22 protein-coding genes are annotated in these 25,327 nt (G+C 71.4%); 11 read left to right on the forward strand and 11 right to left on the reverse strand.

The annotated features are described in order from the left end of the window. Positions 1-49 precede the first annotated feature (49 nt). Positions 50-1,042 (forward strand): diacylglycerol kinase family protein, encoded by a 993-nt coding sequence (locus FHT37_RS22810; RefSeq protein ID WP_183484919.1) that lies wholly within the window; start codon positions 50-52, stop codon positions 1,040-1,042. Beyond that, on the forward strand, positions 1,039-1,830 hold the full coding sequence (locus FHT37_RS22815) for a metallophosphoesterase (protein WP_183484922.1): 792 nt from the start codon (positions 1,039-1,041) through the stop codon (positions 1,828-1,830). The genes FHT37_RS22810 and FHT37_RS22815 overlap by 4 nt, the downstream gene beginning before the upstream one ends. Here the strand turns inward: FHT37_RS22815 and FHT37_RS22820 are convergent. From FHT37_RS22820 to FHT37_RS22830, 3 genes are all read right to left on the reverse strand, one after another. Beyond that, the gene (locus tag FHT37_RS22820) at positions 1,800-2,645 is read right to left on the reverse strand and encodes a phosphatase PAP2 family protein (protein WP_183484925.1); all 846 of its coding nucleotides are present in this window, start codon (positions 2,643-2,645) and stop codon (positions 1,800-1,802) included. The two genes, FHT37_RS22815 and FHT37_RS22820, sit on opposite strands and share 31 nt — an antisense overlap. A gap of 7 nt (positions 2,646-2,652) precedes the next feature. Then, complete coding sequence (locus FHT37_RS22825) at positions 2,653-3,642, reverse strand: Fic family protein (protein ID WP_183484928.1); 990 nt, start codon at positions 3,640-3,642, stop codon at positions 2,653-2,655. 207 nt (positions 3,643-3,849) lie between these two features. After that, positions 3,850-4,104, reverse strand: a complete 255-nt coding sequence (locus FHT37_RS22830) for a hypothetical protein (protein ID WP_091720983.1) — start codon at positions 4,102-4,104, stop codon at positions 3,850-3,852. 155 nt (positions 4,105-4,259) lie between these two features. On the opposite strand from FHT37_RS22830, the gene FHT37_RS22835 reads away from it, so the two are divergent. From FHT37_RS22835 to corA, 6 genes are all read left to right on the forward strand, one after another. After that, positions 4,260-5,270: a LysR family transcriptional regulator gene (locus FHT37_RS22835; RefSeq protein ID WP_183484931.1), complete on the forward strand. Its 1,011-nt coding sequence runs from the start codon at positions 4,260-4,262 to the stop codon at positions 5,268-5,270. Between the two features lie 316 nt (positions 5,271-5,586). Continuing rightward, positions 5,587-6,582, forward strand: a complete 996-nt coding sequence (locus FHT37_RS22840; protein ID WP_091724915.1) for an extracellular solute-binding protein — start codon at positions 5,587-5,589, stop codon at positions 6,580-6,582. 13 nt (positions 6,583-6,595) lie between these two features. Further along, positions 6,596-8,278 carry an iron ABC transporter permease gene (locus FHT37_RS22845; protein ID WP_310739784.1) on the forward strand — a complete coding sequence of 561 codons (1,683 nt, stop codon included), beginning with the start codon at positions 6,596-6,598 and terminating at the stop codon, positions 8,276-8,278. Beyond that, positions 8,275-8,961 carry an ABC transporter ATP-binding protein gene (locus FHT37_RS22850; protein WP_183484937.1) on the forward strand — a complete coding sequence of 229 codons (687 nt, stop codon included), beginning with the start codon at positions 8,275-8,277 and terminating at the stop codon, positions 8,959-8,961. The genes FHT37_RS22845 and FHT37_RS22850 overlap by 4 nt, the downstream gene beginning before the upstream one ends. 69 nt (positions 8,962-9,030) lie before the next feature. Continuing rightward, the gene (locus FHT37_RS22855; protein ID WP_183484939.1) at positions 9,031-10,188 is read left to right on the forward strand and encodes a Fic family protein; all 1,158 of its coding nucleotides are present in this window, start codon (positions 9,031-9,033) and stop codon (positions 10,186-10,188) included. 115 nt (positions 10,189-10,303) lie between these two features. Continuing rightward, positions 10,304-11,272: a magnesium/cobalt transporter CorA gene (corA, locus tag FHT37_RS22860; protein ID WP_147240510.1), complete on the forward strand. Its 969-nt coding sequence runs from the start codon at positions 10,304-10,306 to the stop codon at positions 11,270-11,272. A gap of 8 nt (positions 11,273-11,280) precedes the next feature. On the opposite strand, the gene FHT37_RS22865 is transcribed toward corA, so the two are convergent. The 5 genes from FHT37_RS22865 to FHT37_RS22885 all read right to left on the reverse strand — a co-directional run bounded on the left by FHT37_RS22865 (position 11,281) and on the right by FHT37_RS22885 (position 17,370). After that, complete coding sequence (locus FHT37_RS22865) at positions 11,281-12,345, reverse strand: tartrate dehydrogenase (protein WP_183484942.1); 1,065 nt, start codon at positions 12,343-12,345, stop codon at positions 11,281-11,283. A 105-nt stretch (positions 12,346-12,450) separates the two neighbouring features. Next, positions 12,451-13,251, reverse strand: coding sequence for a 4-hydroxy-2-oxoheptanedioate aldolase (hpaI, locus tag FHT37_RS22870; RefSeq protein WP_183485718.1), 801 nt, complete (start codon positions 13,249-13,251; stop codon positions 12,451-12,453). Positions 13,252-13,256: 5 nt separating this feature from the next. Further along, positions 13,257-14,708, reverse strand: coding sequence for an NAD-dependent succinate-semialdehyde dehydrogenase (locus tag FHT37_RS22875; RefSeq protein WP_183484944.1), 1,452 nt, complete (start codon positions 14,706-14,708; stop codon positions 13,257-13,259). Between the two features lie 92 nt (positions 14,709-14,800). Beyond that, the gene (locus tag FHT37_RS22880; protein ID WP_183484946.1) at positions 14,801-16,369 is read right to left on the reverse strand and encodes a UxaA family hydrolase; all 1,569 of its coding nucleotides are present in this window, start codon (positions 16,367-16,369) and stop codon (positions 14,801-14,803) included. Between the two features lie 2 nt (positions 16,370-16,371). Beyond that, complete coding sequence (locus FHT37_RS22885) at positions 16,372-17,370, reverse strand: tripartite tricarboxylate transporter substrate binding protein (protein WP_255489926.1); 999 nt, start codon at positions 17,368-17,370, stop codon at positions 16,372-16,374. A gap of 154 nt (positions 17,371-17,524) precedes the next feature. Between FHT37_RS22885 and FHT37_RS22890 the strand changes: the two genes are divergently transcribed. Then, complete coding sequence (locus tag FHT37_RS22890) at positions 17,525-18,508, forward strand: LysR substrate-binding domain-containing protein (protein WP_091721011.1); 984 nt, start codon at positions 17,525-17,527, stop codon at positions 18,506-18,508. On the opposite strand, the gene FHT37_RS22895 is transcribed toward FHT37_RS22890, so the two are convergent. From FHT37_RS22895 to FHT37_RS22905, 3 genes are all read right to left on the reverse strand, one after another. After that, entirely contained in the window at positions 18,460-19,542 is a 1,083-nt protein-coding gene (locus FHT37_RS22895; RefSeq protein ID WP_183484949.1) for a hypothetical protein, read from the reverse strand. The genes FHT37_RS22890 and FHT37_RS22895 overlap by 49 nt on opposite strands. A 194-nt stretch (positions 19,543-19,736) precedes the next feature. Further along, positions 19,737-20,858 carry a PepSY domain-containing protein gene (locus FHT37_RS22900; RefSeq protein WP_183484952.1) on the reverse strand — a complete coding sequence of 374 codons (1,122 nt, stop codon included), beginning with the start codon at positions 20,856-20,858 and terminating at the stop codon, positions 19,737-19,739. Between the two features lie 25 nt (positions 20,859-20,883). Then, positions 20,884-23,061, reverse strand: a complete 2,178-nt coding sequence (locus FHT37_RS22905; RefSeq protein ID WP_183484955.1) for a TonB-dependent siderophore receptor — start codon at positions 23,059-23,061, stop codon at positions 20,884-20,886. Between the two features lie 371 nt (positions 23,062-23,432). Between FHT37_RS22905 and FHT37_RS22910 the strand changes: the two genes are divergently transcribed. Further along, entirely contained in the window at positions 23,433-24,230 is a 798-nt protein-coding gene (locus FHT37_RS22910; protein WP_183484958.1) for an isocitrate lyase/phosphoenolpyruvate mutase family protein, read from the forward strand. A 73-nt stretch (positions 24,231-24,303) separates the two neighbouring features. Next, positions 24,304-25,302, forward strand: a complete 999-nt coding sequence (locus tag FHT37_RS22915) for an alpha/beta fold hydrolase (RefSeq protein ID WP_183484960.1) — start codon at positions 24,304-24,306, stop codon at positions 25,300-25,302. Positions 25,303-25,327 lie beyond the last annotated feature (25 nt).

The following is a 25,327-nucleotide window of genomic DNA, read 5'->3' on the forward strand; positions in this document are numbered from 1 at the left end:
AAGCCGGGTATCGTCCCGACTTTCCCGCCCGCCACGCGCCCCAACGCCCATGTCCGTGCCGCTCGCGCCCCGCTCCGCACCGCTCTTCGTCGTGTTCAACCGCGCCTCGGGCCGAGGCGACCGCGATGAGCTCGGTCCGGCCGTCGAGGCCGCCTGCCGCGCGGCGGGCCGCGTCTGCGAGCTGATGCCCGTCGAGGAACCGGGCCGCCTGGTCGAGACCGCGCTCGAGGCGGTGCGGCGAGCGAGCGAGGCTGGCGGCGTCGTCGTGGCCGCAGGCGGCGACGGGACCATCAACTGCGTCGCCCAGGCGGTGCTCGGCAGCGGCTGCGCCTTCGGCGTGCTGCCGCGGGGCACCTTCAACTACTTCGCCCGCACCCACGGCATTCCCGCCGAATTGGACGCCGCGCTGCGGGTGCTGCTCGAGGAGCGCGCGGTGCCGGTCCAGGTCGGCCTGCTCAACGACCGGGTCTTCCTCGTCAACGCGAGCCTGGGGCTGTACTCGCAGTCGCTCGAAGACCGGGAGGTCTGGAAGCGGCAGTTCGGCCGCAGCCGCGCCATCGCCATCGGCGCGGTGCTCGCGACCATCCTGCGCGGTCATCGCAGCCTCGGGCTGACGATCGAGTCGCAGGGCGCGCCGCGCAAGGTCCGCACACCGACGGTTTTCGTCGGCAACAACGCGCTGCAGATGGAGCAGGTCGGCCTGCCCGAGGCGCAGGCCATCGACCAGGGCGCGCTGGCCGGCGTGATGCTCAAGCCGGTGGGCCGCTGGGGACTGCTGAAGCTGCTGGTGCGCGGCGCCATGGGGCGCCTGGCCGAGGCGGACCAGATCGTCAACTTCGCCTTCCGCCGGCTCACGGTGCGGGACCGCCGCATCGGCGCACGGCGGGTGAAGGTCGCCACGGACGGGGAAGTCCTCTGGATGCGGCTGCCGCTGCATTTCGAGGTCTCGCCCCATCGGCTGATGCTGATCCGTCCACCCGGCTTGGCGGAGGAACGCCGTCAGGCGCAGGCCAGCCTCGCCGAGGCGGAGTCCGGGCGATGACGCTGGTGCTGCAGATGTCCGACCCGCACTTCGGCACCGAGCGGCCGATGGCGCTGGCGGCGCTGGAGCGGCTGTGCGGCGAGCTGCGACCCGATGTGCTGCTGATCACCGGCGACATCACCCAGCGGGCGCGGCCGATCGAGTTCTCGCGCGCCCGGGCCTTCGTCGACAAGCTCGGCATTCCGGCGCGGCTGGTCATTCCTGGCAACCACGACATCCCGCTCTACGCGATGCCCACGCGGCTGCTGCATCCCTACCAGCGCTATGAACGCGCCTTCGGGCCGGTCCGTGACGACGAGTTCGAGACCGACGATCTGCTGCTGATCGCGCTCAACACCACGCGGCGCTACCGGCACAAGAACGGAGAGCTGTCCGAGCGCCAGATCGAGCGCACCGCGCAGCGGCTGGCCGCGGCGCGCGCCGGTCAGGTGAAGCTGGTGGCGGTCCACCAGCCGGTGGCGGTGACGCGCGCGTCGGACCTGGTCAATCTGCTGCGCGGTCATGCGAAGGCCGCCCGGCGTTGGGCGGAGGCGGGCGTGGACGCGATCGTCGGCGGCCACATCCATCTGCCTTACGTGCTGCCGCTGCACGAGCGCCGAACGGACCTGCCGCGGCCGGTCTGGGCGGTCCAGGCCGGCACCGCGCTGAGCACGCGGGTGCGGGGCGGCATCCCGAATTCGGTGAACCTGATCCGGACCGAGCAGGGGCAGGCGGCGGTTGTCGAGCGCTGGGATGTCGACGAGACCGTGGGCCTCTTTCAGCGGGTGAGCTCGACGCCGCTGACCTGAGGCGCTCTGCGCCGGCGCTTGGCCCAGCGGGCGAGCTCGATGCTGGCGATCGAGACCGTCAGCCAGGCCGTGCCGGAGGCGAAGCCGGCGAGGACGTCGCTGGGGAAGTGCACGCGCAGGAAGACGCGGCTCGCGCCGATCGAGAAGGCCAGCCCCGCGGCCGCGATCCAGGCCGGCACGTGCCAGCGCCGCGGCAGCAGCCGCACCGCCAGGTAGGCGAGCATGCCCATGGCGATCACCGCACCCGAGCTGTGCCCGCTGGGGAAGCTGAAGCCGTCCTCGGTGAGCCAGTGGGTGGGGTGGATCGGGCGGGCGCGCTCGAAGACCTGCTTCAGCGTCGGGTTGAGGGCGCTGTTGCCCAGCATCGCCAGCGCCCAGCCCAGGGCCAGCCCGCGGCGGCGCAGGACCAGCAGAGCCGCGGTGACCACCACGCCCAGCGTGATCAGCGTTTCCCGGTTGCCCACGACGGTGATCAGGTAGAAGGCGCGCAGCGCGAGCTCGGGCACGTGATCGATCATCGCGACGATGAAGGCCTCGTCGAGCTGGCCGAGTGTCGGCTCGGTGTGGAGCTCTTCCGCGATCGTGGCGAAGAGCATCGCGCCGCCGACCAGGCAGGCGAAGCCCGCCGCGAAGCGCAGCAGCAGGGCGACGGGCGAGAGCGGCTCGGGCGCCGCGGCGGACGGGCCGCGCAGGGGCAGCAGGCCGCGGGCGACCAGTCCCGCGGTGAGCATCACCAGCAGCAGGAGCGCGGCGTAGATCGCCAGCGCGTGGGCGCCGGCGAAGCGCACGGCCTGGAGAACGGTCGGATCGGGCATGGGCCGATCATCCCAGCATCCAGACGTACCGCTGCATCGAACGCCGATACAGCCATTCGAAGAGGTCGACGGCGACCGACACGTCGTTGCGCTCGTAGACGCCCAGCATGGCCACCACGTAGTCCCGCTTCTCCGCACCGGCGAAGCTCAGCGGCGCGCAGTGCCCGCTGAGCAGCGGGAGGTTGGCGGCGACCCGGCCGGTGCGCTTGTTGCCGTCGGCGAAGGCCTGCAGGTAGGCGATGTGGATCCACAGGAAGAAGGCGGCTTCGACCGGGTTGCGGATGGCCGCGGCCTTGGTGGCGATCTGCTGGAGCATTTCCTCCAGGAGCACACGAGGTCCCGCCGGTTGGTAGGCCGATCCATGGATGTAGACGCTGATGTCACGCGCCTGGCCGCAACGTTCCGCGGGCAGGAGGCCTCGCATCAGGCAGCCTTGCAGCCGCATCAGCAGGCCGGGCGTGATCCGGTGCGGATGCACGTCGAACACCATCAGCTCCAGCGCCCGGGCGTGGTTCAGGACCAGCCTGGCATCCTCGCCGTGATCGAGCGAATGGTCCTGGAGACGCTGGTCGAGCCGCAGCAGGGCGTCGGTTTCCGCCAGCGTGTATCGGCAACCCTCCAGCGCCGACGAGGACCAGCAGAACTCCGTCATGAAGTCGGTCAGGATGCTCAGCGCGCCTTCGAAATGATGGGGACCGTTCTCCCAGTGCGCGGTGCGGTACAGCGAGTCGGCGAGGCTTGGCGGCAGCAGCGAATCGACGTTGGGCTCGTAGGCATCGAGGAACGCTCGCCGGTAGGGCACGGCGTCGCGGTAGTCGACCGGGATCTCCATGAAGTCGAACATCTGCCGGGACGGCTCGGACCAGGCGGGCGGTCGGGGCCGGGGGGCGAGATAGCTGGCGTCCGGCTCGCGCCGGACCTGGGGCGCCAGGATGGCGGGCGGGGGCGCGCCGTGAGCGGCTCCCGGTTTTCGGGCGTGGAGATTTTCGACTGGCATGGCTGGCCTCCTTCGACAGGAACGAGGCAGCGATGTTGAGAGGCCGTCGATGGCCTTCCGGCCAAAACCCGGTCCGCAGGCGCGGAAGCAACGAAGGATTTGACCGATCCGGACTCGGTGGCCGGCGCAAAGAAAAAAGCCGGACCTTGCGGCCCGGCTCAATCCTTGCAGGAGCGGACGCGGGTCAGGCGTCCGGAGGAGACTCGGTCAATACATCATCCAGCCGTTGCGGGCGACGCGGCGCAGCGAGAAGGCCAGGTCCGGGCGCTCGGCCGACTGCTCGGCGGCGGCCTGCAGCACCGCGTCGCGGGGACGCAACTCGGCGGCGGCGTTGACGAACTCGACGACCGCATGGCCGGCGCGCAGGGCCAGGCTCACCAGGCGCTCGCCGGCCGCGCTCGCGGCGCGGACGCGGGCTGCGTCGGCAGCCATCACTTGGACATTCAGCGTGGTGGTGATCATGGCGGTTCCCTTCTGAGGTGGTGTTTGGGGCGCTGGGCGGGTGGCCTTGCGCCATGGCCGAGATATTGCGGTTTTTACGTAGGGCACGCCAATTGCGCTTCGGAATCGGGTCATCACGGCCGGAAATGACCCGTGACGGAATTAGCATCCGGCGCATGAGCACCCCCCGCCCCGTCAACTTCCGGACGCTGGACCTGAACCTGCTGCGCGTCTTCGACGTGGTGATGGAAGAACGCCACGTCACCCGCGCTGCGCACCGGCTGGCCATCACCCAGCCGGCGGTCAGCAACGCACTGCGCCGGCTGCGCGAGGCGACGCACGAGGAGCTGTTCATCCCGTCCTCCACCGGCGTCGAGCCCACGCCGCATGCCCAGGCGCTGTGGCCGGTGGTGCGGCGCGCGCTCTCCAGCCTGCAGCAGGCGCTGGAGCCGCAGGTCTTCGACCCGCGCGCCGCCGGCAACACGATCAGCTTCACGCTGGCGATGGCCGACGCCACCGCCGCGCTGGTGGTGCCGCAGCTGGCGCGGCGTTTCCTGGACGAAGGGATCCATGTCGGCCTGCGCGTCGTGCCGCTGACCACGCGCGACCCGCGCGAGCTGCTGGAGCAAGGCTGGGCGGACCTCGCGATCGGTTTCTTCCCGGACCTGACCGAGCAGCTGCTGGTCGAGGACGACAGCGCCGCCTTCCGCCGCGAGGCGCTCTACGCGAGCCGTTATGTCTGCGTCATGCGCGCCGACCATCCGCTGGCCGCGCCGGGCGCGCTCACGCTGGACGCCTACTGCGCGGCGCAGCACCTGCGGGTGAGCTTCGCGGGCCGGGCGCACGGCTTCGTCGACGACGCCCTGGCGATGATCGGCCGCAAGCGCACGGTGGCGATGACGGTCAACAGTTTCTTCACCGGCACGATGGCGGTGCAGCAGTCCGACCTGATCACGGTGCTGCCCGACAGCTTCGTGCCCGCGACGGGCTTCGCGGGGCAGCTCGCCTGCCGGCACCTGCCGTTCGCGCTGCGCGGCATCGACATCAGCCAGGTCTGGCACGTGCGCGCCGAGCCCGATCCCGCCCAGCGCTGGCTGCGGCAGGTGATCGGCGAGATCTCGGACGTGATCGCCGCCGGCGCGCGGGCGCTGCCGCAGACGGCCCCATCACCGCCCGAGCCCGCGTAGCCCGCCGAGCCGGCCTGAGCGACGGCCCTGCCCGCGCTGCGGGGCCACGTCGGCGGGGCACCTACCTCCGCCGTGCGGGATACGTCAATTCCTGCGTCCGTCCCAGAATTTGTCTCCTTGCCGGGACGGAGGGTGGCGCCTAAAGTGCGCCACTCCTTAGATGAGAGTAATTCTCATCGACGGGCTCCGGTTCCACCGTCCTCCGGGATGCCAGCGAAAGAGACCCACGATGCGCGCACTGACGACCTCCTTCCGACCCGCCCGCCGCCCGACCGGGACCGCCGCGGCGCTGACCGGCCTGGCCCTCGCGGCGGCGATGGTGCCGGCGGTCGCGCAAGCCGAGGCGCGACCCGGTGGCGAGCTGACGCTCTACACGACGCGCGAGGTCGCGCTGGTCCAGCCGCTGCTGTCGGCCTTCACCGCCCGCACCGGCACCCAGGTCAACACCGTGTTCGTGAAGGACGGCCTGCTGGAACGGGTCAAGGCCGAGGGCGCGCGCTCGCCGGCCGACCTGCTGATGACGGTGGACGTGGGCAACCTGGTCGACCTCGTCGAAGGCGGCGTGACCCAGCCGCTGAAGTCGGCCGAGGTCGAGGCCGCGGTGCCCGCCCACCTGCGCGGCGCGGACGGGCAATGGACCGCGCTGTCGATGCGCGCCCGCGTGCTATATGCCGACCAGGCGCTCAAGGCCGGCCCGATCCGCTACGAGGACCTGGCCGACCCGAAGTGGAAGGGCAAGGTCTGCACGCGCTCCGGCCAGCATCCCTACAACACCGCGCTGGTGGCGGCGATGATCGCGCACGACGGCGAGGCCCGGACCGAGCAGTGGCTGCGCGGCCTGAAGGCCAACCTCGGCCGCAAGCCGACCGGCGGCGACCGCGACGTGGCGCGCGACATCCTGGGCGGCATCTGCGACGTGGGCCTGGCCAACTCCTATTACGTGGGCCAGATGAAGTCGTCCAAGCCGGGCAGCGACGCCCGCAAGTGGGGCGACGGCATCCAGGTGCTGAAGCCGACCTTCGCCGCCAAGGGGGCCGGCACGCACGTGAACATCAGCGGCGCCGCAGTCGCCAGGCATGCGCCCAACCCCGCGGCCGCGCGGGCGCTGCTGGCCTTCCTGGTGTCCGAGCCGGCGCAGCAGCTCTACGCGCAGACCAACTACGAATACCCGGTGCGCGCCGGCGTCGCGCTGGATCCGCTGATCCAGTCGGCAATCGGCCCGGTCAAGGCGGACACCCTGCCGCTCACCGAGATCGCCCGTCATCGCAAGCAGGCCAGCCTGCTGATCGACAAGGTCGCCTTCGACCAGTGACGGCGTGAGGACGGTGCTCGGCCGGCCGCGCACGGTCGGTCCGCTCTGGCACGCGACGGCCACCGCGATCGCGCTGGCGGTGCTGGCGCCGCTGGCCGCGCTCGCCTGGACGGCGCTGGGCGCCGGGACCGCGCACTGGGGGCACCTCGTCGCGCATGTGCTGCCGCTCGCGGCGGCGCAGACGGCGACCCTGCTGGCCGGGGTGGGGCTGCTGACGGCGCTCGTGGGCACCGGCAGCGCCTGGCTGGTGACGCGCACTGACTTCCCTGGCCGCGCCGTCCTGCAATGGGCGCTGCTGTTGCCGCTGACGGTGCCGACCTACATCGCGGCCTACAGCTATGTCGACCTGCTGCATCCGATCGGCCCCTTCCAGAGCGCAGTGCGCGCGCTGCTGGGCGTCGAGTCGCCGCGCCAGTTCCGCCTGCCCGATGCGCGCTCGATGACGGGCGCGGTGCTGGTGTTGTCCGCCGTCCTCTATCCCTACGTCTACCTGAGCATGCGCGCCATGTTCGCGACCCAGCCCGCCCGGCTGATGGAGGTGGCGCGCCTGCTCGGCGAGGGGCCGTGGGGCGCGTTCCGGCGCGTCGCGCTGCCGATGGCGCGGCCGGCGCTGGCGGTCGGCGTCGGGCTGGTGCTGCTGGAGGTGCTGAACGACGTGGGCGCGTCGGAGTTCCTCGGCGTGACCACGCTGACCACCACGGTCTACACGACCTGGATCACGCGCTCGGACCTGGGCGCGGCGGCGCAGATCGCCTGCGCGATGCTGGCGATGGTGGCCCTGCTGGTCTGGCTGGAACGCCAGGGCCGGCGGCGGCGTCGCGCCGGCACGGTCCACGCGATGCGGCCCGCGCAGCGGCGCCGGCTGCGCGGCCTGCGGGCGGGACTCGCGACGGCGGCGGCGGCGTTGCCCGTGCTGATCGGCTTCGTGCTGCCGGCCGGCCATCTGACGGTGCTGGCCTGGCAGCGCGCCGCCGAAGGGCACGGCCTGTCCGCCCAGGTGCTGGCGGGCGCGAGGCACTCGGCGGGCCTGGCGCTCGGCGTGACCGCGATCGCGGTGGCGACCGGATTGATCGTCGCCTGGGCCTCGCGTCCGACCGGCGGGGCGGGGCGTCGTCGCGCCTGGTGGCTAGGCAGCGCGGCGCTGGGCTACGGCATCCCGGGCACGGTGCTGGCGATCGGGCTGCTGCCGCCGGCGCTGGCGGTGGACGGCTGGATCGCCGGCGCGCTGGGTTGGCCCGGCCTGCCGCTGATGGGCCTGGGCGCGGTGCTGGTCCTGGCCTGCGTGCTGCGTTTCCTGGCGCTGCCCATCGGTGGCGTCGAGGCCGGCCTGGCGCGGCTGCCGGCGCCGCTGGAGCAGGTCGCGCGCAGCCTCGGCGAATCGCCCTGGGGCACGCTGCGACGCGTCCACCTGCCGCTGCTCAGGCCGGCGCTGTCCGCCAGCGCGCTGCTGGTGTTCATCGACGTGATGAAGGAACTGCCGGCCTCGCTGCTGCTGCGGCCGGCCAACTTCGAGACGCTGCCGACGCTGCTATACGCCGAGGCCGCGCGCGGCAGCTACGAGCACGGCGCGCTCGCGGCGCTGCTGATCGTGGCGGTGGGGCTGCCGGCGGTGCTGCTGCTGAGCCGCGAGCCCGCGCCCGCGTCGCCCGCGGACGACGCGTCCCCCGCATTCATGCCGATGAAGGAGGCGACATGAGCACCCTGGCCCTCGAGGACCTCCAGGTCCGGTATCCCGGCGCGGCCACGCCAGTCCTGCGCGGCCTGTCGCTGGTCCAGCCGCTGGGGACCATCGCCTGCCTGCTGGGTCCGTCGGGCTGCGGCAAGAGCACGGCGCTGCGCGCGATCGCCGGCTTCGAGCCGCTGGAAGCGGGCCGCATCGTGTTGGCGGGGCAGGTCTTGTCCAGCCCGGGGCGGCATGTCGAGCCCGAGCGGCGCGGCGTCGGCCTGCTCTTCCAGGAGATCGCGCTGTTTCCGCACCTGGACGCGGCGGCGAACGTGGGATTCGGCCTGCGGCGCCGGCCGCGCGCCGAGCGCGACCAGCGCGTGCGCGAACTGCTGGCGATGGTGGGCCTGGAGTCGCTGGGCGCGCGCATGCCGCATGAGCTGTCCGGCGGCCAGCAGCAGCGGATCGCGCTGGCCCGGGCGCTGGCGCCGTCGCCGCGGCTGCTGCTGCTCGACGAGCCCTTCTCCAGCCTGGACGCGACCACCCGCGACCGCCTGGCCGGCGAGGTGCGCGATATCCTGCGCGCCGCCGGCCAGACCGCGTTGATGGTCACCCATGACCCCGACGAGGCCGAGACGATCGGCGACTGGATCGGCGTGATGGACGGCGGGCGCCTGGTCGAATGGCGGCCGACCCGCGCCGTGGCAGTGGAATAGCGCAAAGCTGCGATTGCGTAAAACGCGTGGTCGCGCAGCATCACGGGCTCCCTCATCACGGAGCACCCGATGCGACGCGGACTCACCGGCACCTATGAATACTCGATCGCGGGCGGCGACACATGCCAGGCCTTCGTGCCGCTGCCCTTGCCGCCGCGGCCCGCGCTGAGCCTCGACGCCGACCTGCAGGAGCGGCTCAACGCCGCTCATCTGGCCCTGGGGCGACTGGATGGACTCTCGCTGCTGATGCCGGAGACCTCGGTGCTGCTCTACAGCTACGTGCGCAAGGAGGCGGTGATGTCCTCCCGCATCGAGGGCACGCAGTCGTCCCTCGCCGACCTGCTGATCTACGAGGCGGACGGCGCGCCCGGCTCGCCGCTGGACGACGTGCGGGAGGTGTCCTGCTACGTCGCGGCGCTGGAGCATGGCCGGGACCGCATGCGGCAGGGGATGCCGCTGTGCACGCGCCTGATGAACGACATGCACCGGCGGCTGATGACCCAGGGCCGGGGGCGTGGCAAGGCGCCCGGAGAACTGCGGCGCACGCAGAACTGGATCGGCGGTGCGTCCGCGGCGTCGGCCTCCTTCGTGCCGCCGCCGCCCCATCGGCTCGAGCACTGCCTGTCCGACCTGGAGAGGTTCATCAACGACCAGCCGGAGCGGCATCCCTCGCTGGTCAAGGCCGCGATGGCCCACCTGCAGTTCGAGACCATCCATCCCTACCTGGACGGCAACGGCCGGCTGGGCCGGCTGCTGATCCCGCTGATCCTGGTGAGCGAAGGCGTGCTGCGCGAGCCCTTGCTCTACCTGTCGCTCTACTTCAAGTCGTGCAGGAACGACTACTACGACCTGCTCCAGGCGGTGCGCGAGCACGGCGACTGGGAGTCCTGGCTGTCCTTCTTCGCGACCGCGGTGCAGGTGGCGGCGATGCAGGCGGTGGAGATGACCCTGGCGATCACCCGGCTCTTCACGGTGGATGGGGCGCGGATCCGCCGGGAGGCGCGGGCCGACGAGGACGCGCTGCGCTTGCATCACGCGCTGTTCAGCCGGCCCGTGGCACGCCGGGTCGACATCACCGCCTTCAACGGCCAGGACGCGGCCGCGATCGATCGGGGCGCGCGGGTGCTGACCGGCCTGGGCCTGCTGCGCACCGTCTTCGGCACGGCTGGCGAGCCGATCTATGTCTACACCGCCTACCTCGACCTGCTGAACCGCGAAGCCCCATGAGCTTCGAGCTGTCGTGCTTTCGCGATCCCGCGCGCCGCCCCCTCGGTTTCTCTTGATGCCGCCTTGATGCCATCCGGGCTACGCTCGCCGCAAGCAAGAACGAGTGAGACGCCCCATGCTCATCAACTGTGTCGCCTACCGCGACGGCCGCCGGCTGGCCGATATCCAGCCCGAAGAGATCAGCGACTACGTGAAGCTGCCCGACTGCTTCGTCTGGGTCGCGTTGCGCGACGCCTCCACCGAGGAGGTCCTCGCGATGAAGGAGGAGTTCGACCTGCACGAGCTTGCCGTCGAGGACGCGCTGCACGGGCAGCAGCGGCCCAAGGTCGAGGAGTACGGCGACACCCTGTTCGCCGTCATGCAGACGGTGCAGTTCACGCCGACCGACGAGCTCTGCACCGGCGAGGTGTCCATCTTCGCCGGCAGCAACTTCGTGCTGTCGATCCGCAACCGCGTCGCGCAGAGCCTGCTGGGCGTGCGGGCCCGCGCGGAGAAGGAGCCGCACATGCTCAAGCGCGGTCCCGGCTTCGTGATGTACGCGATCATGGACGCGGTGGTGGACCGCTACTTCCCCGTCATCGAGGCGCTGGAGGCGGAGCTCGACGCGATCGAGGCGCAGATCTTCGAGCCTGGCGTCACCCGCGAGAACATCCGCCGCGTGTATGAGCTCAAGCAGCGCATCACCACCGTCAAGCATGCGGTGTCGCCGCTGCTGGACGCGGTGGGCAAGCTGGTGCGCGGCCGGGTGCCGCCGATCTGCGAGGACACGCGCGAGTATTTCCGCGATGTCTACGACCACCTCGAGCGCATGCAGTCGGCGCTGGACTCCCTGCGCGATACCGCGACGACGGCGATCCAGGTCCATCTGTCGATGGCCACGATCGAGGAGTCCGAGGTCACCAAGCGCCTCGCGGCCTGGGCCGGCATCTTCGCCGCGGCAACCGCCTTCGCCGGCATCTGGGGCATGAACTTCGAGGTCATGCCGGAGCTCAAGTGGCGCTGGGGTTATCCGGCGGCGCTCGGCGTCATCGCCGCGACCTGCGGCGTGCTCTTCTGGCGATTCCGCAAGGCGGGGTGGCTGTAGGCCAGCGGTCAGACGAGCGCCGCGATCGCCTGTCCCATCTCGGTCGTGCTGGCCTCGCCGCCGAGATCGCGCGTGCGCGGCCCCGACGCCAGCGTCTGCTCGATCGCCGCGAGGATCGCGTCATGCGCCTGCTGCTCGCCCAGGAACTGCAGCATCAGCGCCCCCGACCAGATCATTGCCACCGGATTGGCGATGTTCCTGCCGTAGATGTCCGGCGCCGAGCCATGCACCGGCTCGAACAGCGAGGGGAAGTTCCGCTCCGGATTCAGGTTGGCCGACGGCGCCAGGCCGATCGTGCCGGTGGTCGCGGGCCCGAGGTCCGACAGGATGTCGCCGAACAGGTTGGATGCCACCACCACGTCGAAGCGCCCCGGCTGCAGCACGAAACGCGCCGACAGGATGTCGATGTGCTGCTTGTCCACCGTCACCGACGGATAACCCGCACCGACCGCGTCCGCGCGCCCGTCCCACCACGGCATCGAGATCGCGATCCCATTGCTCTTGGTCGCCACCGTCAGGTGCTTGCGCGCACGCGCCTGCGCCAGCTCGAAAGCGTACTTCAGCACCCGGTCCGCGCCGAAGCGCGAATAGACCGACTCCTGGATCACGATCTCGCGGTCGGTGCCGGCGTACATCACGCCGCCGAGGTTGGTGTACTCGCCCTCGGTGTTCTCGCGCACGACCAGGTAGTCGATCTCGCCCGGCTTGCGATGGGCCAGCGGGCAGGGCACGCCCTCGAAGAGCCGCACCGGCCGCAGGTTGATGTACTGGTCGAACTCGCGGCGGAACTTCAGCAGCGAGCCCCACAGCGACACATGGTCCGGCACGGTCGCCGGCCAGCCCACCGCGCCGAAGAAGATCGCATCCTGGCCTTGCAGCTGCGCCTTCCAGTCGTCCGGCATCATCTGCCCGGTCTGCTGGTAGTAGTCGCAGCTGGCCCACTCGATGGGGGTGAACTCGAAGCGGATGCCGAAGCGCCGGGCGGCCGCTTCCAGCACGCGCAGGCCCTCGGGCATCACTTCCTTGCCGATGCCGTCGCCGGGAATGACGGCGATCCTGTACGTCTTGCTCATGGTCGTGCTTTCGGTCTTGAAATCAACGGAGGTCGGAAGAGCGGACCGGGTGCGCCGGGCCGCCGCGAGGGGCGACCGATCAGCGCGGGCGATCCGCCGTCGTGATCAGTACGGCGAGCCGGTCGGCGCCGGTTGCGGCGGCGAGAGCTCGAAGTCTGCCGCAAGGCGCCGCGTGGCCTGTGCGAGCAGCGTGACGTCGATGCCCACCGCGACGAAGCTCGCGCCCAGCGACAGGTAGTGCCGCGCGAGCGCCGCGTCAGCGGTCAGCGTGCCGGCCGCCTTGCCGCTGGCGACGATGGTGCGCACCGCCGCGTCGATGGCCGCCTGCACCTCCGGATGCGTCGGGTTGCCGCGATGACCCATGGACGCCGCCAGGTCCGCCGGCCCGATGAACACGCCGTCGACGCCGTCCACCGCGCAGATCGATGCGAGGTTGCGCAGCGCGGTGACCGTCTCGGCCTGCACCAGCACGCAGGTCTCGCCGTCGGCCTCGTCGAGGTAGTGCCGACGCAGGCCCCAGCGCGACGCGCGCGCCACCGCCGCCCCGACGCCGCGCACGCCGTGCGGCGGATAACGCGTCGCGGCCACCACCGCGGCCGCCTGCTCGGCGGTGTCGATCATCGGCACCAGCAGCGTCTGCACGCCGATGTCCAGCAGCTTCTTGATGCCGTCCTTGTCCGCATTGACTGCGCGCACCACCGGATGCGACGGATACGGCGCCACCGCCTGCAGCTGCTGCAGCGTGCTGGTCAGCTCATTGGGTGCGTGCTCGCCGTCGATCAGCAGCCACTGGAATCCGGCCGTCGCGCAGACCTCGGCGCTGTAGGCCTGCGCCATCGACAGCCACAGGCCGATCTGCGGCCGGCGCGCGGCCAGGGCCTGCTTGAAGGTGTTGGCGAAATGCATGGCGCTCATGACAGGCCTCCCTGGCAAACGTACTTGATGTGCAGGTAGTCGTCGAGCCCGTGCGTGGAGCCCTCGCGCCCGTAGCCGGATTCCTTGACGCCACCGAAGGGCGCCGCCTCGGCGGCGATCGCGCCTTCGTTCAGGCCGACGATGCCGCTTTCCAACGCGTCGGCGACGCGCCAGGCGCGGGCGATGTCGCGCGTGTAGAAGTAGGCGGCCAGGCCGAAGGGCGTGTCGTTGGCGGCGGCGATGACTTCGTCCTCGCGCTCGAATCGGAACACCGGCACCACCGGCCCGAAGGTCTCCTCCTGCCACAGCAGCATGTCGGTCGTCGCGCCGGTCAGCACGGTGGGCGCGAAGTAGTTCGGGCCGGCGGCGACCTCGTCGCGCAGGCGGCGGCCGCCGGCGACCGCGGTCGCGCCGCGCGCCACCGCGTCCTGCACGTGGCGCTCGATCTTCTCGACCGCGCGGGCGTTGATCATCGGACCGATCTGCGAGTCGGCGCGGCTGGCCGGGCCCACGCGGAGCGCGCTCACCCGCGCCGCAAGCCGCTCGACGAATCGATCATGAATGCCCGTCTGCGCGAAGACGCGGTTGGGGCACACGCAGGTCTGGCCACCATTGCGGAACTTGGCCGCCATCAGGCCCTCGACGGCCGCGTCGACATCCGCATCGTCGAAGACGATGAAGGGCGCATTGCCGCCGAGTTCCAGCGAGAGCTTCTTCAGCGTGGCGGCCGATTCGCGCGCCAGGTGCTTGCCCACCGGCGTCGAGCCGGTGAAGGTGATCTTGCGCACGCGATCGTCGGCGAGCCAGACGTCGACGACCTCCGGCGTGCGCTCGCGCGACGCGCAGACGATGTTGAGCACGCCCGGCGGCAGGCCGGCTTCGGCGGCCAGCTCGACCAGCGCCAGCGAGGTCAGCGGCGTGTCCTCGGCCGGCTTGGCCACGACGGTGCAGCCGGCAGCGAGCGCCGGCGCGATCTTGCGGGCGATCATCGCGGCCGGGAAATTCCACGGCGTGATCGCGGCGACGACGCCGACCGGCTCGCGCAGCGCCAGCATCCGGCGGCCCGCGACCGGCGCGGGAATGACCTCGCCGTTGGCGCGCGTGGCTTCCTCGGCGAACCACTCGACGTAGCTGGCCGCGTAGGCGACCTCGGCGCGACCTTCGGCCAGCGGCTTGCCTTGCTCCTGCGAGATCAGCGCGCCCAGGCGCTCCTGGTCGCGCAGGAGGAGGTCGTTCCAGCGCTTGAGCAAGGCGGCGCGCTGCTTGGCCGGCACCGCGCGCCAGCCGGCGAAGGCGGCGTGCGCGGCATCGACCGCGGCGCGCGCGTCCTCGGCGCGGCTGTCGGGCACCTCGGCGATGCGGCCGTCGTCGGCGGGATCGACGACCGGGAAACGGTCGCCGGCGGCCGCGTCGCACCAGCGACCGGCAATGTGGTTCTGCGTCTGCATGAAGGGACCTGGAGGGAAGCGAAGTCAGGACGCGGCCGGCGCCGCGGCGTGGGCGGCGGTCGCGATGGCGCGGGAAGCGGGCGGGCCGGCCATCAACTGACGATGCCCAGGTGCCAGGGCACGAACTCGTGGTCGCCCAGGCCCAGCAGCTCGCTCTTGGTCGGCTCGCCGGAGGCGGCGCGCAGGATGTGCTCGAAGATCTGCCGGCCCATCTCCTCGATGCTCAAGGTGCCGTCGATGACCTGGCCGCAGTTGATGTCCATGTCCTCCTCGAGGCGCGTGAACATCGGCGTGTTGCTGGCCAGTTTGATCGTCGGCGCCGGTTTGGAGCCGAACATCGAGCCGCGGCCGGTGGTGAAGCAGATCAGGTTGGCGCCGCTGGCGATCTGGCCGGTGACCGCGACGGGGTCGTAGCCCGGCGAGTCCATGAACACGAAGCCGTGCTCGTCGATCGGCTCCGCGTATTCGTAGACCTGCCGCAGCGGCGTGGTGCCGCCCTTCATCGCGGAGCCCAGCGACTTCTCGAAGATGTTGGCCAGCCCGCCGGCCTGGTTGCCGGGGCCGACGACGCCATTGAACTGCCCGTTGTGGCCGCGGGTGTAGTCCTCCCACCAGGCCAGCCGGTCCAGCAGCTTCTGGCCGACCTCGGGGCTGACCGCGCGGCGGGTGAGCATGTATTCGACGCCGTGGATCTCCGGTGTCTCCGACAGGATCGCGGTGCCGCCGTGGCGCACCAGCAGGTCCATGGCCGCGCCCAGCGCCGGATTCGCGCCGATGCCGGAGAAGCCGTCCGAGCCGCCGCATTCCAGCCCGATCTTCAGATGCGCGGCGCTGACCGGCTGGCGCTCAACGCGATTGGCGATCGGCAGCATCGCCTCGACGGCGCGGATGCCGGCCTCGATCGTGGCGCGCGTGCCGCCGGTCTCCTGCATCACCAGCGTGCGCAGCGTCTCGCCGGCCACCAGGTGCTGCGACTCCATCAGGCCGGCGACCTGGTTGCGCTCGCAGCCCAGGCCGACGATCAGCGCGCCGCCGAGGTTGGGGTGGCGCACGTAGCCGGCGATCGTGCGACGCAGCAGGTCGAAGTGGGGACTGGGCGAGGACATGCCGCAGCCGGTGGTCTGCGCGAAGGCGACGACGCCATCGACGTTGGGATAGTCCTTCAGCCGCTCCGGCGTGAAGTGCTCCGCGATGCGATTGATCGCCGTCGACGAGCAGTTGACCGACGCGAGGATGCCGATGAAGTTGCGCGTCGCGACGCGGCCGTCGGCCCGCACGATGCCCAGGAAGGTCGCGCGTTCCGCCTCGGGCAGGTAGTCGACGGGCTTCACGTCCGCGCCGAAGGCGGGATCGCGGTGGAACTCGACCAGCGCGATGTTGTGCGCGTGGACGTAGTCGCCGGCCTCGATGTCGCGCGCGGCCACGCCGATCACCGCGTTGTACTTGCGGATCGGCTCGCCCGCGGCGATGCGGCGCGCGGCGATCTTGTGGCCGGCCGGCACCTGCGCTTTCAGGCGCAGGCCGAATTCCGGCAGCACCTGGCCCAGCGTCAGCGCCTGCCGGGCGATCAGCACGTTGTCGTCGGCATGCAGGCGCAGCAGCGGCGAGGCCGTCGCGAGCGCGGCCGCACCGGAGGCGGGGGCGGTGAAGGCGTCGCTCACGCTCAGCCCTTGGCCAGCAGTTCGCGCAGCTTCAGCCGCTCGATCAGCTGCGTGTCCTTGCGGTAGGTGGCCTGGATGTACTTCTCGTAGTCGGGTTGGTCCAGGTACATCACCGGCGCATCGATGCGATCGCAGACGGCGATGAACTCGGGGTCCGCAGTCGCTTTGCGGAAGGCGTCGCGCAGTCGGGCGACGATCGCCGGGTCCATGCCCTTGGGCGCGCCGATGCCGTTGGGCGCGTCGACCACCAGGTCGTAGCCGGATTCCTTCAGCGTTGGCACGGCCGGGAAGTCCTTGGTGCGGGCCTCGCCCCAGGTCACGAGCAGGCGCAGCTTGCCGGACTTGACATGCGGCGCCCACGAACTGGAGTCCGCCACCGCGTCCACCTGGCCGCCGAGCAGGTCCTGCAGCGCCGGCGCGCCGCCCTTGTAGGGGATGTGGTTGAGCTGGATGCCGGCGAGCAGGTTGAACTCCTCCATGCCGACATGGGTGGCGCCGCCGATGCCGGCGCTGCCGTAGCTGATCAGGCCGGGCTTGGCCTTCGCGGCGGCGACGAACTCGGCCAGCGTCTTCCACGGGGAGTCGGCCCGCACCGCCAGGCCGAAGGTCTGGCCGTTGACGCGGGCGAGGTAGGTCAGGTCCTTGAGCGGATCCAGCTGCACCGTGCGCAGCTGCGCGAAGCGGGTCACCGAGATCGGCACCTGGCCGATCGTGTAGCCGTCTGGCTTGGCCGTGGACAGCACCTTGGTGCCGAGCATGCCGGACGCGCCGGCCCGGTTCTCGATGATGACGGTCTGTCCCAGCACCTTGGCCGCGGCCTGGCACAGCGCGCGCATCGTCACGTCGGCGGTGCCGCCGGCGGGCCAGGGGCAGATGAAGGTGATGGCGCGCTCTGAGGGATAGGCGGCGGCGCGCGCGACGCGCGGCAGCGACAGGGCGCTGGCGCCGAGGCCGGCGGCGCCGGCGAGCAGGACGCGGCGGCGGTCCATGCGGAAGGTCATCGTTGTCTCCTGGCTCGGGATCGAAGGGAGGCCCTGTCGCGTCGTGTCGCGAGAGCTCTTTGCGTCGCATTGTGGGCATCCGGTCCATGCGGTTCAATTGAAGAACTGGACAGGCTTCATGCCGGAAACGGCATGAAGCCTAAGATGCGCGCCCATGAGCCAGATCGACCGCGTCCTGCGTTCCAACCTGAAGCTGCGCCACCTGCAGATGCTGGTCGCGCTCGACCAGTTCCGTCACCTGGGCCGCGCGGCGGAGTTCCTGTCGCAGACGCAGCCGGCGGTGTCGAAGTCGCTGGCCGAGGTCGAGCGCATGTTCGGCCTGGCGCTGTTCACCCGCTCCACGCGCGGCACCGAGCCGACGCCGTTTGGCGAGGCGGTGGTGCGCTTCGCGCGTTCGGTGCTGTCGGACTACGCCCGCACCCGCGACGAGATCGCCGCCGTGGCCAGCGGCGCGGCGGGACGCGTCAGCGTCGGCGCGATGGTGGTGGCGATGCCGGGCCTGGTGGCCGGCGCGGTGGAGCGGCTCAAGCGCCACTCGTCGCTGACGACGGTGCATCTGGAGGAGGGCGACCTGACGCGGCTGCTGCCACGTCTGCGGGTGGGCGAGCTGGACGTGATCGTCGCGCGGCTGGAGCCCGGCTACGCCGCGCCGGACCTGGCGACCGAGCCGCTGATGGAGGAGGCGATGCGCATCGTCGTTCGCCCGGACCATCCGCTGGTCGGCGGCCGCAGGCGGCGCGAGCCGCCCTGGGCCGAGCTCGCGCGGATGCCGTGGGTGATGCCGCCGCCGTGGGCCTCCTCGCGGATCAAGCTGAACCAGCTGTTCTACGCGCAGCGGCTGGATCCGCCGAGCGACATCATCGAGAGCGCGTCCTTCCTGGTGACGCTGACCTTCCTGCGCCAGCGCGGCGCGGCCGCCTTCGTCGCCGACAACGTGGCGCGTTACCTGGCGCGCGAGGGGCTGGCGAAGGCGCTGCCCATCGACGTGCCGATCGAGTTGCCGCCGGTGGGCCTGCTGACGCTGCGCAACCGGCGCGCGACGCCGGCGGCCGAGCAATTCATGGCCTGCTGCCGGGAGGTCGCGGCGGCTCAGCCGCCCAGGGCGGCGTCGCGGAAGCTGTCCAGGGCCAGCTCGTAGTTCATCTCGCCGAGCAGCGCGACCAGGCGGTCGCGGTCCGCGTTCCAGCTGTCGACGACATGGCGCCAGGCCGGCGCGAGCGAGCGCGGCTCGGCCTCGTCGTCCGGGATCTCCGCTTCGATCGAGGCCGGCGGCAGGTCCGAGGGCAGCATCAGCCGGGAGGCCACGACCGGCCGGTCGGCATCCTCGTCATAACGCGGGTCGCCGGCGCCCGCATCGATGCCGGGGTCGATGCGCCAGCGGCCGTCGGCCTGCACGGTGATCCTCGGGCGCAGCCAGGGCTCGTGGGCGCGCGGGTTCAGCAGGTGGCAGCTGCGATGGCGGGCGTCCACCACCAGCAGGCTCAGCACCGACCCACGGCCGTTGGCCAGTTCCTCGACATAGTCCGGATGCTCCGGCGGGCCGTCGACGTCCAGCACGAAGTAGCGGTCGTCCAGCCATTCCCCGGAGCCCGCGATCGAGCAGCCGAAGGTCAGCTCCTGCGGGTAGGGCAGCAGGCGGCCGTCCAGCCACAGCGCGGCGCCATAGGGCGCTTCGAAGACGGCGCCGTCCTGCGGGAACTCGGGCAGGCGGCCGTCCTCCCACCAGACGACGGCGCGGTGCAGGCGCCCCGGCGCGTCGGCGATGCGGAAGCCGGCGCTGCGCCATTCGGGCCAGGAGCTCCAGACGCGGGACTCGACGCGCTCGTCCAGCCCCATCGCGCGCAGGTCGCGGCTGCTGGCGTGCTGCAACAGATGCTGTGCGAAGTGCCGCCACATCGCCGGGCCGAGCGCGCGCGCGATGGGCTCGGCGTCGCGCAGCCAGTCCAGCAGCAGCGGCACGATCGGCGCCTGGCGCGACCAGAGCGCGTGCGCCGCCACCGACTGCGCCCAGCGCCGCTCCAAGGCCCGCAGGCCGCGGGCGTCGGGGGCTGCGGCCGGCGGCGGCGCGGGGTGGGAGGGGGAATCGGCGGGCTCCCTGGAGCCGGCCGGAAGATCGGGGAGCCCCACCAGCGAGGGTGGGACTGGGGAGGGCGGCAGGTGGTACAGCGGCATCAGGTCAGGCGCACCGGGGTGGAGAAGCGGTGTCGCGAGCGCTGGTGGGCAGGTGGGATTCCTGGGGCAGGGGACGCCCGTCGCCATCGTGGGGGACGCCTGTCGGGCGACGCGGGGGCGGGTCTTGCCCAGGCGCCGCACCATCGGAAAAAGCTGCCGTCGGGGCGTCGGCCGTCCCGTTCAGGCGGAAGCGCTCAGCGCCGCCGGCGCCACCACAGCCAGGTCCCGGTGACCCCCATGCCGAAAAGCACGAGCCCGAGCACGCCGGTGATCGCCCGGTGGGCCACGCCGAACAACTCGCCCGCGTGCAGCGGATAGATCCACGCGGTGGAGCGGCCGGCGAGATCGAGCTCATCCCAGCGCTGGCGCGCCAGCACATGGCCGTCGACCGGATGGGCCCAGACCGAGGACAGCCCGTTGGGATGCGGGTCGCCGGGCAGCTTGAAGCGGATGCGGACCGGGCGCGTGTCCGCGGCGCCGAGCTGCACGAAGCCGACCCGTCCGTCCGGCCAGGCCGCCTGCGCCTCGGCCACGATGGCGTCGAGCGGGCGGCGCTCGCCGTGGTCCTTGCCGACCTGGGGCGGCTTGGGCGCCGCCTCGCCGACCAGCGCGTTGAGCCAGCCGCCGATCGGTCGCCAGGCCATCCACGCACCGCTGGCCACGGTCACCGCGAGCAGCAGGCCCAGCACCGCGCCGCCGAAGCGGTGCAGGTCGAAGAGGCCGCGGGTGGTGCCCTTGTCGAGCTTGAGCCCGAAGGCGTGGCGCCACTGCGCGGCCGTCGTCGGCCACCACAGGACCAGCCCGGTGACCAGCAGCGCGAGGTAGGCCAGCGCGGTGAACGCGAGCACCGCCTTGCCGGTGTCCCCCAGCAGCAGCGCGCTGTGCAGCTCGAACACCAGGTTCGCGAGCCCCTCGGCCTCGCCGCGCCGGCCGAGCTCGGCCACGGTGACCGGGTCCAGGTAGAGCGTGCCTTCCCAGGCCGGCCCGCGCACCATTACGCGCAGCGATTCGCCGGGCTCGCGCGGCGGCCGGATCGTCATCGTCGACTTCGGGCCGAATTCATCGGCGACGCGACCGCGCAGCGTTTCCAGCGGCGTGGCCGACGCCTGCGCGACGGGCCCGACGGGCGAGGCGCCGGACGCTGTCGCGGCGGCCACCGGCGCGCGGAAGAGCTCGGGATGCATCGCCTCGTCCAGCGGGCGCAGCACCGTCATCAGCGCGCCCAGCAGCGCCGCCGCGGTGAGCAGCAGGCCGAGCGTCAGCCCGGTCCAGCGGTGCAGCCAGATCCAGACGCGGCGGGCGGTCATCAGCGCCATGGCGTGCTCGCTCCCGGGCCGGCGGTCAGAAGTCGACCTTGGCGGTGAGGCGCAGCGTGCGCGGCGCGCCGACGCCCAGCAGGCCGTTGCCGGCGGTGCTCCAGTAGTTCTTGTTGGTCGCGTTGTCGAGGTTGGCCTGCAGGTTGACCGCCTTGTCGAAGATCCGCGTCTGGTAGCGCGCGCCCAGCGACAGCGTCTGGTAGCCGTCGACCCAGGCCTGGTTGCTGTTGTTCACCGCACGCTTGCCGACGTGATAGACCCCCGCGTTCAGCGCCAGGCCCGGCACCATCGGCAGCCGGTACTCGCCGAACACGCCCAGCGTGTTCTTCGGCGTGTTCTCCGGCGTCTTGCCCAGCTCCAGCGGGTTGCCGGTGCCGACCTTGGTGATCTCCGCGTCCAGCACCACCCCGGAGACCACCAGCGCGAAGTCGCGGCCGATCTCACCGCTGGCGGAGAACTCCAGGCCGCGGTAGCGGGTCTCGCCGCCGACCTGGTAGACGCGGTTGATCGTCGTGGCCAGCGGGCGGTCGGTCTGGAACAGCGCCGTCTGCAGCAGCACCGCGCCCAGGCGGGCCTTCACGCCGAGTTCGTGCTGGCGGCTCACCGCCGGCGGCAGCACCTGGCCGAAGTTGTCGGTGTTCAGCGGCGCGGTGCCGGTCTCCTCCAGGCCGCGCAGCGCGCTGGCGTAGACGCTCAGGTCCTTCAGCGGCTTCCACATCACCGAGACGTTGGGCGTCACCTTGTCGGCGCGGTAGGTCGGCACCGGCGACGAGGGATTGCTCGCCTCGCTGCGGTACACCGTCTTGCGCAGGCCGGCCAGCAGCTGCCACTGCTCGCCGAAGCTCATCCGGTCGAAGACGTAGAGGCCGCGGTCGTTGACCTCGGACGGGAAGCCGGTCTGCGTCAGCGTCGGGCTGACCGGCGCGATGTCGACCGGGTCGTACAGGTTCTGCGCCGCGCGCGCCGTCCCGTTGAACCAGCCGGCCGAGGCGCGCCGGTTGTAGGTGGCGCCGATCGTCAGCTCGTGGCCGATGCCGGCCGTGGCGAAGCGGCCGATCGCCTCGACGCGGTGGTTGGTGTTGGTGTACTCCTGGCCCTTGAGCACCGAGATGTTGGCGGTGCCGGCGCCGGTCTGCGTGTTGTAGTTGGTCAGCGTCGTGTAGTTGCGATCGCGCTGGGTGTTGGCGCGACCGGACTCGACGCTCAGCACCCAGTCGTCACTGAGCGCGAAGTCGCCGCGCACCAGGACGTTGGTGGCCTCGGCGTCGTAGCGGGCCCATTCGGGCGCGATGTTGGTGGTGTTGTCGGGCACGCGCGGCAGCGTGATCACGCCGTTGACCGCGGCCGGCAGCGTGATCGCGCCCTGCTCGCTGACGTTCTTGCGGTAATGCTCGACGTCCACCTTCAGGTTGGCCCACGAGGTCGCGCGCCAGTCGTAGGCGACGGCCACCAGGTCGCGGTGGCCCTCGTAGCGGTCGATGCCGGTGGCTTCCTTGCTGGTGACGGCGTTCAGGCGCAGGCCCATGCTGTCGTCGGCGCCGAAGCGGCGGCCGATGTCGACGTGGGCCTTCATGCCGCCGTGGTCGTTGAAGGTGGTCGTCAGCGAGGTGACCGGCGTCGGGCCGGCCCGCTTGGTCACGAAGTTGACGATGCCCGAGGGCGGCACCATGCCGTAGTACATCGACGACGCGCCCTTCAGCACCTCCACCTGCTCCTTGTTCTCGAGCGGGATGTCGATCAGGTTGACGATGGGCAGGTTGCCGTTGAGGCGGTAGTTGCCGCGGTTCTCGACGACGATGCCGCGGATCGACAGGTTGTCGTAGGTCGAGCCGCTGACCTGCGAGCGGGTCACGCCGGCGGTGTTCTTCAGCGCGTCGTACAGGCCCTGCGCGGCCTGCGCGTCGAGCAGGTCGCGCGACATCACGCTGTTGGTCAGCGGCACGTCCAGCGGGTCCTGGTCGCGGAAGGCGCCGACCCGCACCGTCGTCGGCGCGAAGGTCTTCTTGCGCACGCCGTTGACGGTGACCTCGTCCAGCAGCTTGGCCGGCGCCGGGGCGGACGCTGTCGCGTCCGTCGCCGTGGATGGCGCTTCGGAGGGCGCTGCGGATTGCGCGGCAGCCGCCAGCGGGGCCAGCAGCGCGAGGACGGAGAGGGAAATCAGGGACCGGCGCGGCGAGGCGCCGCGGGACGCGGTGGACGACATGGACGTGGACCGGGGGACCGGAGATCAGGGATTCGGGGGAGGTGGGTCGGGGAGGCCCGCGGCGCGGCGATGGGCCGTGCGTGCTCAGCTAACGCGATACGTTATCAAATGCGAATAGTTCGCAACATTCGGGTCGCCGGATTTCGTGCGCAGGACGCGCGCGGGCACCCCGCTCGGGCGGAATCGCAACGAAATCGTGGCGGGAGCGCCACCGTTTCGAGGGTCTCCAGGCCGGCCGTCGCGAACGGGGCGGGGAGCGAGGGGGCCGGGAAGACGTCCGATTGCTGCCAGACGGCGGCAGGGGTCCGGGCCTAGGATGCGCCGTTCTTCCCACCGAAGACCGCCCCCTCACTCTTTACGAGGCCCTCAAGATGAGCACCGCATCCCCCACCGCCGCCGACAAGTCTGCCGCCCTGTTCGCGTTGCATCAGCGCCCGGGTCCCTTCGTCATCGCCAACGCCTGGGACATCGCGTCGGCGCGGATGCTGGAGGCGGCGGGCTTTCCCGCGCTGGCGACCTCGAGCGCCGCGGCCGCCGAAGCCATCGGCCGGCGCGACGGCCAGCTGACCCGCGACGAGACCCTGGCCCACATCCGCCAACTGGCCGGCGCGACGCCGCTGCCGCTGAGCGCCGACCTCGGCAACGGCTTCGGCCACCGGCCCGAGGACTGCGCGCTGACGATCCGCCTGGCGGCGGAAGCGGGCGCGGTCGGCGGATCGATCGAGGATGCGTCGAGCGAGGGCGGCGCGCCCATCCTCGACTTCGACCTGGCCGTCGAGCGCGTCGCCGCCGCGGTCGAGGCCGCGCGGGCCTTGCCGGTCCCCTTCCTGGTCACGGCGCGCTCGGAGAATTTCCTGCACGGCGTGAACGACCTCGAGGACACGATCCGGCGCCTGCAGGCCTTCGAGCGCGCCGGCGCCGACGTGCTGTTCGCGCCGCTGCTGCCCGACCTGGACGCGGTGCGCCAGGTCTGCGCGTCGGTGTCCAGGCCGGTGAACTTCATGGCCGGCATCCCGGGACGCTCGTTCAGCGTGCGCGAGCTGGGCGAGGCGGGCGTCAAGCGCGTGAGCCTGGCGATGTCGCTGTTCCGGCATGCGATGAAGGCGGCCCGCCTGGCCGCCGAGGAGATCCGCGACCACGGCACCTTCGGATATCTCGATCCGCATTGAAGACGGCGCGCGGGGCGGAGGGAACGACACTTGCTCGCTTCGGCGCGCCCGTTCCCCGTCACTGGAGTCCCCGATGAAGATGCTTCTCGCCGCCGCGCTCGCGGCGCTGTCCCTTGCCACGTCGGCGCAGGCCGCTCCCAGCTACGGCGCCAGGCTCGAGGGTTTCGAGTACCCGTACCCGCAGCAGCGCTTCAAGCTCAATTCGCAGCGCCAGGCGCTGGAGATGGTCCACATGGACATCGCGCCGACGGCGCCGCCCAACGGCCGGACCGCGGTGCTGCTGCACGGCAAGAACTTCTGCGGCGCGACCTGGGCGGAGACGATCGCGGCGCTCGCCGGTGCGGGCTACCGCGTCGTGGTGCCGGACCAGGTCGGCTTCTGCGCCTCGACCAAGCCGGTCGGTTACCAGTTCAGCTTCAACCAGCTCGCCGCCAACACGCAGGCGCTGCTGCAGTCGCTGGGCATCGCCAAGGCGACGGTGATCGGCCACTCGATGGGCGGCATGCTGGCGATGCGCTACGCGCTGCAGTACCCGGCGCAGGTCGAGCAGCTCGTCGCCGTCAACCCGCTGGGGCTGGAGGACTGGCAGGCGGCGGGCGTGCCGTACGCGACCATCGACCAGCTGAACGCGCAGGAACTGAAGACGACGGCCGACAGCATCAAGGCCTATCAGTTGCGCTTCTATTACAACGGCCAGTGGAAGCCGGCCTACGACCGCTGGGTCGAGATGGCCGCCGGCCTGTATGCCGGTCCGGGACGTGAGCTCGTCGCCTGGAACCAGGCCCAGACCTCCGAGATGATCTTCACCCAGCCGGTGGTGCACGAGCTGCCCCATCTGCAGGTGCGGACGCTGCTGATGATCGGCGGCAAGGACCGCACCGCGCCCGGCGCCAACCGCGCGCCCAAGGCGATCGCCGAGCAGCTGGGCGATTACGCGACGCTCGGCCGCACGACCGCGAAGATGATTCCCGGCGCCGCGCTGGTCGAGTTCCCGGCGCTGGGCCACTCGCCGCAGGTCGAGTCGCCGAAGGAATTCCACGAGGCGCTGCTGAAGGGACTCGCCGCCCGATGAAGACCCGGAAATGGATCGAGGCCTC

Origin of the sequence: Mitsuaria sp. BK037, from assembly GCF_014193045.1 — a bacterium.
Lineage (GTDB): Bacteria > Pseudomonadota > Gammaproteobacteria > Burkholderiales > Burkholderiaceae_C > Roseateles.

Bases quoted from the DNA above. Each gene is read 5' to 3' on its own strand.
- FHT37_RS22810 (WP_183484919.1), top strand. From the start codon at position 50: ATGTCCGTGCCGCTCGCGCCCCGCTCCGCACCGCTCTTCGTCGTGTTC.
- hpaI (WP_183485718.1), bottom strand. From the start codon at position 13,251: ATGCATTTCGCCAACACCTTCAAGCAGGCCCTGGCCGCGCGCCGGCCG.
- FHT37_RS22855 (WP_183484939.1), top strand. From the start codon at position 9,031: ATGCGACGCGGACTCACCGGCACCTATGAATACTCGATCGCGGGCGGC.
- FHT37_RS22895 (WP_183484949.1), bottom strand. From the start codon at position 19,542: ATGCCGCTGTACCACCTGCCGCCCTCCCCAGTCCCACCCTCGCTGGTG.
- FHT37_RS22905 (WP_183484955.1), bottom strand. From the start codon at position 23,061: ATGTCGTCCACCGCGTCCCGCGGCGCCTCGCCGCGCCGGTCCCTGATT.
- FHT37_RS22820 (WP_183484925.1), bottom strand. From the start codon at position 2,645: ATGCCCGATCCGACCGTTCTCCAGGCCGTGCGCTTCGCCGGCGCCCAC.
- FHT37_RS22815 (WP_183484922.1), top strand. From the start codon at position 1,039: ATGACGCTGGTGCTGCAGATGTCCGACCCGCACTTCGGCACCGAGCGG.
- FHT37_RS22835 (WP_183484931.1), top strand. From the start codon at position 4,260: ATGAGCACCCCCCGCCCCGTCAACTTCCGGACGCTGGACCTGAACCTG.
- FHT37_RS22890 (WP_091721011.1), top strand. From the start codon at position 17,525: ATGAGCCAGATCGACCGCGTCCTGCGTTCCAACCTGAAGCTGCGCCAC.
- FHT37_RS22865 (WP_183484942.1), bottom strand. From the start codon at position 12,345: ATGAGCAAGACGTACAGGATCGCCGTCATTCCCGGCGACGGCATCGGC.
- corA (WP_147240510.1), top strand. From the start codon at position 10,304: ATGCTCATCAACTGTGTCGCCTACCGCGACGGCCGCCGGCTGGCCGAT.
- FHT37_RS22840 (WP_091724915.1), top strand. From the start codon at position 5,587: ATGGTGCCGGCGGTCGCGCAAGCCGAGGCGCGACCCGGTGGCGAGCTG.
- FHT37_RS22825 (WP_183484928.1), bottom strand. From the start codon at position 3,642: ATGCCAGTCGAAAATCTCCACGCCCGAAAACCGGGAGCCGCTCACGGC.
- FHT37_RS22900 (WP_183484952.1), bottom strand. From the start codon at position 20,858: ATGGCGCTGATGACCGCCCGCCGCGTCTGGATCTGGCTGCACCGCTGG.
- FHT37_RS22910 (WP_183484958.1), top strand. From the start codon at position 23,433: ATGAGCACCGCATCCCCCACCGCCGCCGACAAGTCTGCCGCCCTGTTC.
- FHT37_RS22875 (WP_183484944.1), bottom strand. From the start codon at position 14,708: ATGCAGACGCAGAACCACATTGCCGGTCGCTGGTGCGACGCGGCCGCC.
- FHT37_RS22915 (WP_183484960.1), top strand. From the start codon at position 24,304: ATGAAGATGCTTCTCGCCGCCGCGCTCGCGGCGCTGTCCCTTGCCACG.
- FHT37_RS22830 (WP_091720983.1), bottom strand. From the start codon at position 4,104: ATGATCACCACCACGCTGAATGTCCAAGTGATGGCTGCCGACGCAGCC.
- FHT37_RS22885 (WP_255489926.1), bottom strand. From the start codon at position 17,370: ATGACCTTCCGCATGGACCGCCGCCGCGTCCTGCTCGCCGGCGCCGCC.
- FHT37_RS22850 (WP_183484937.1), top strand. From the start codon at position 8,275: ATGAGCACCCTGGCCCTCGAGGACCTCCAGGTCCGGTATCCCGGCGCG.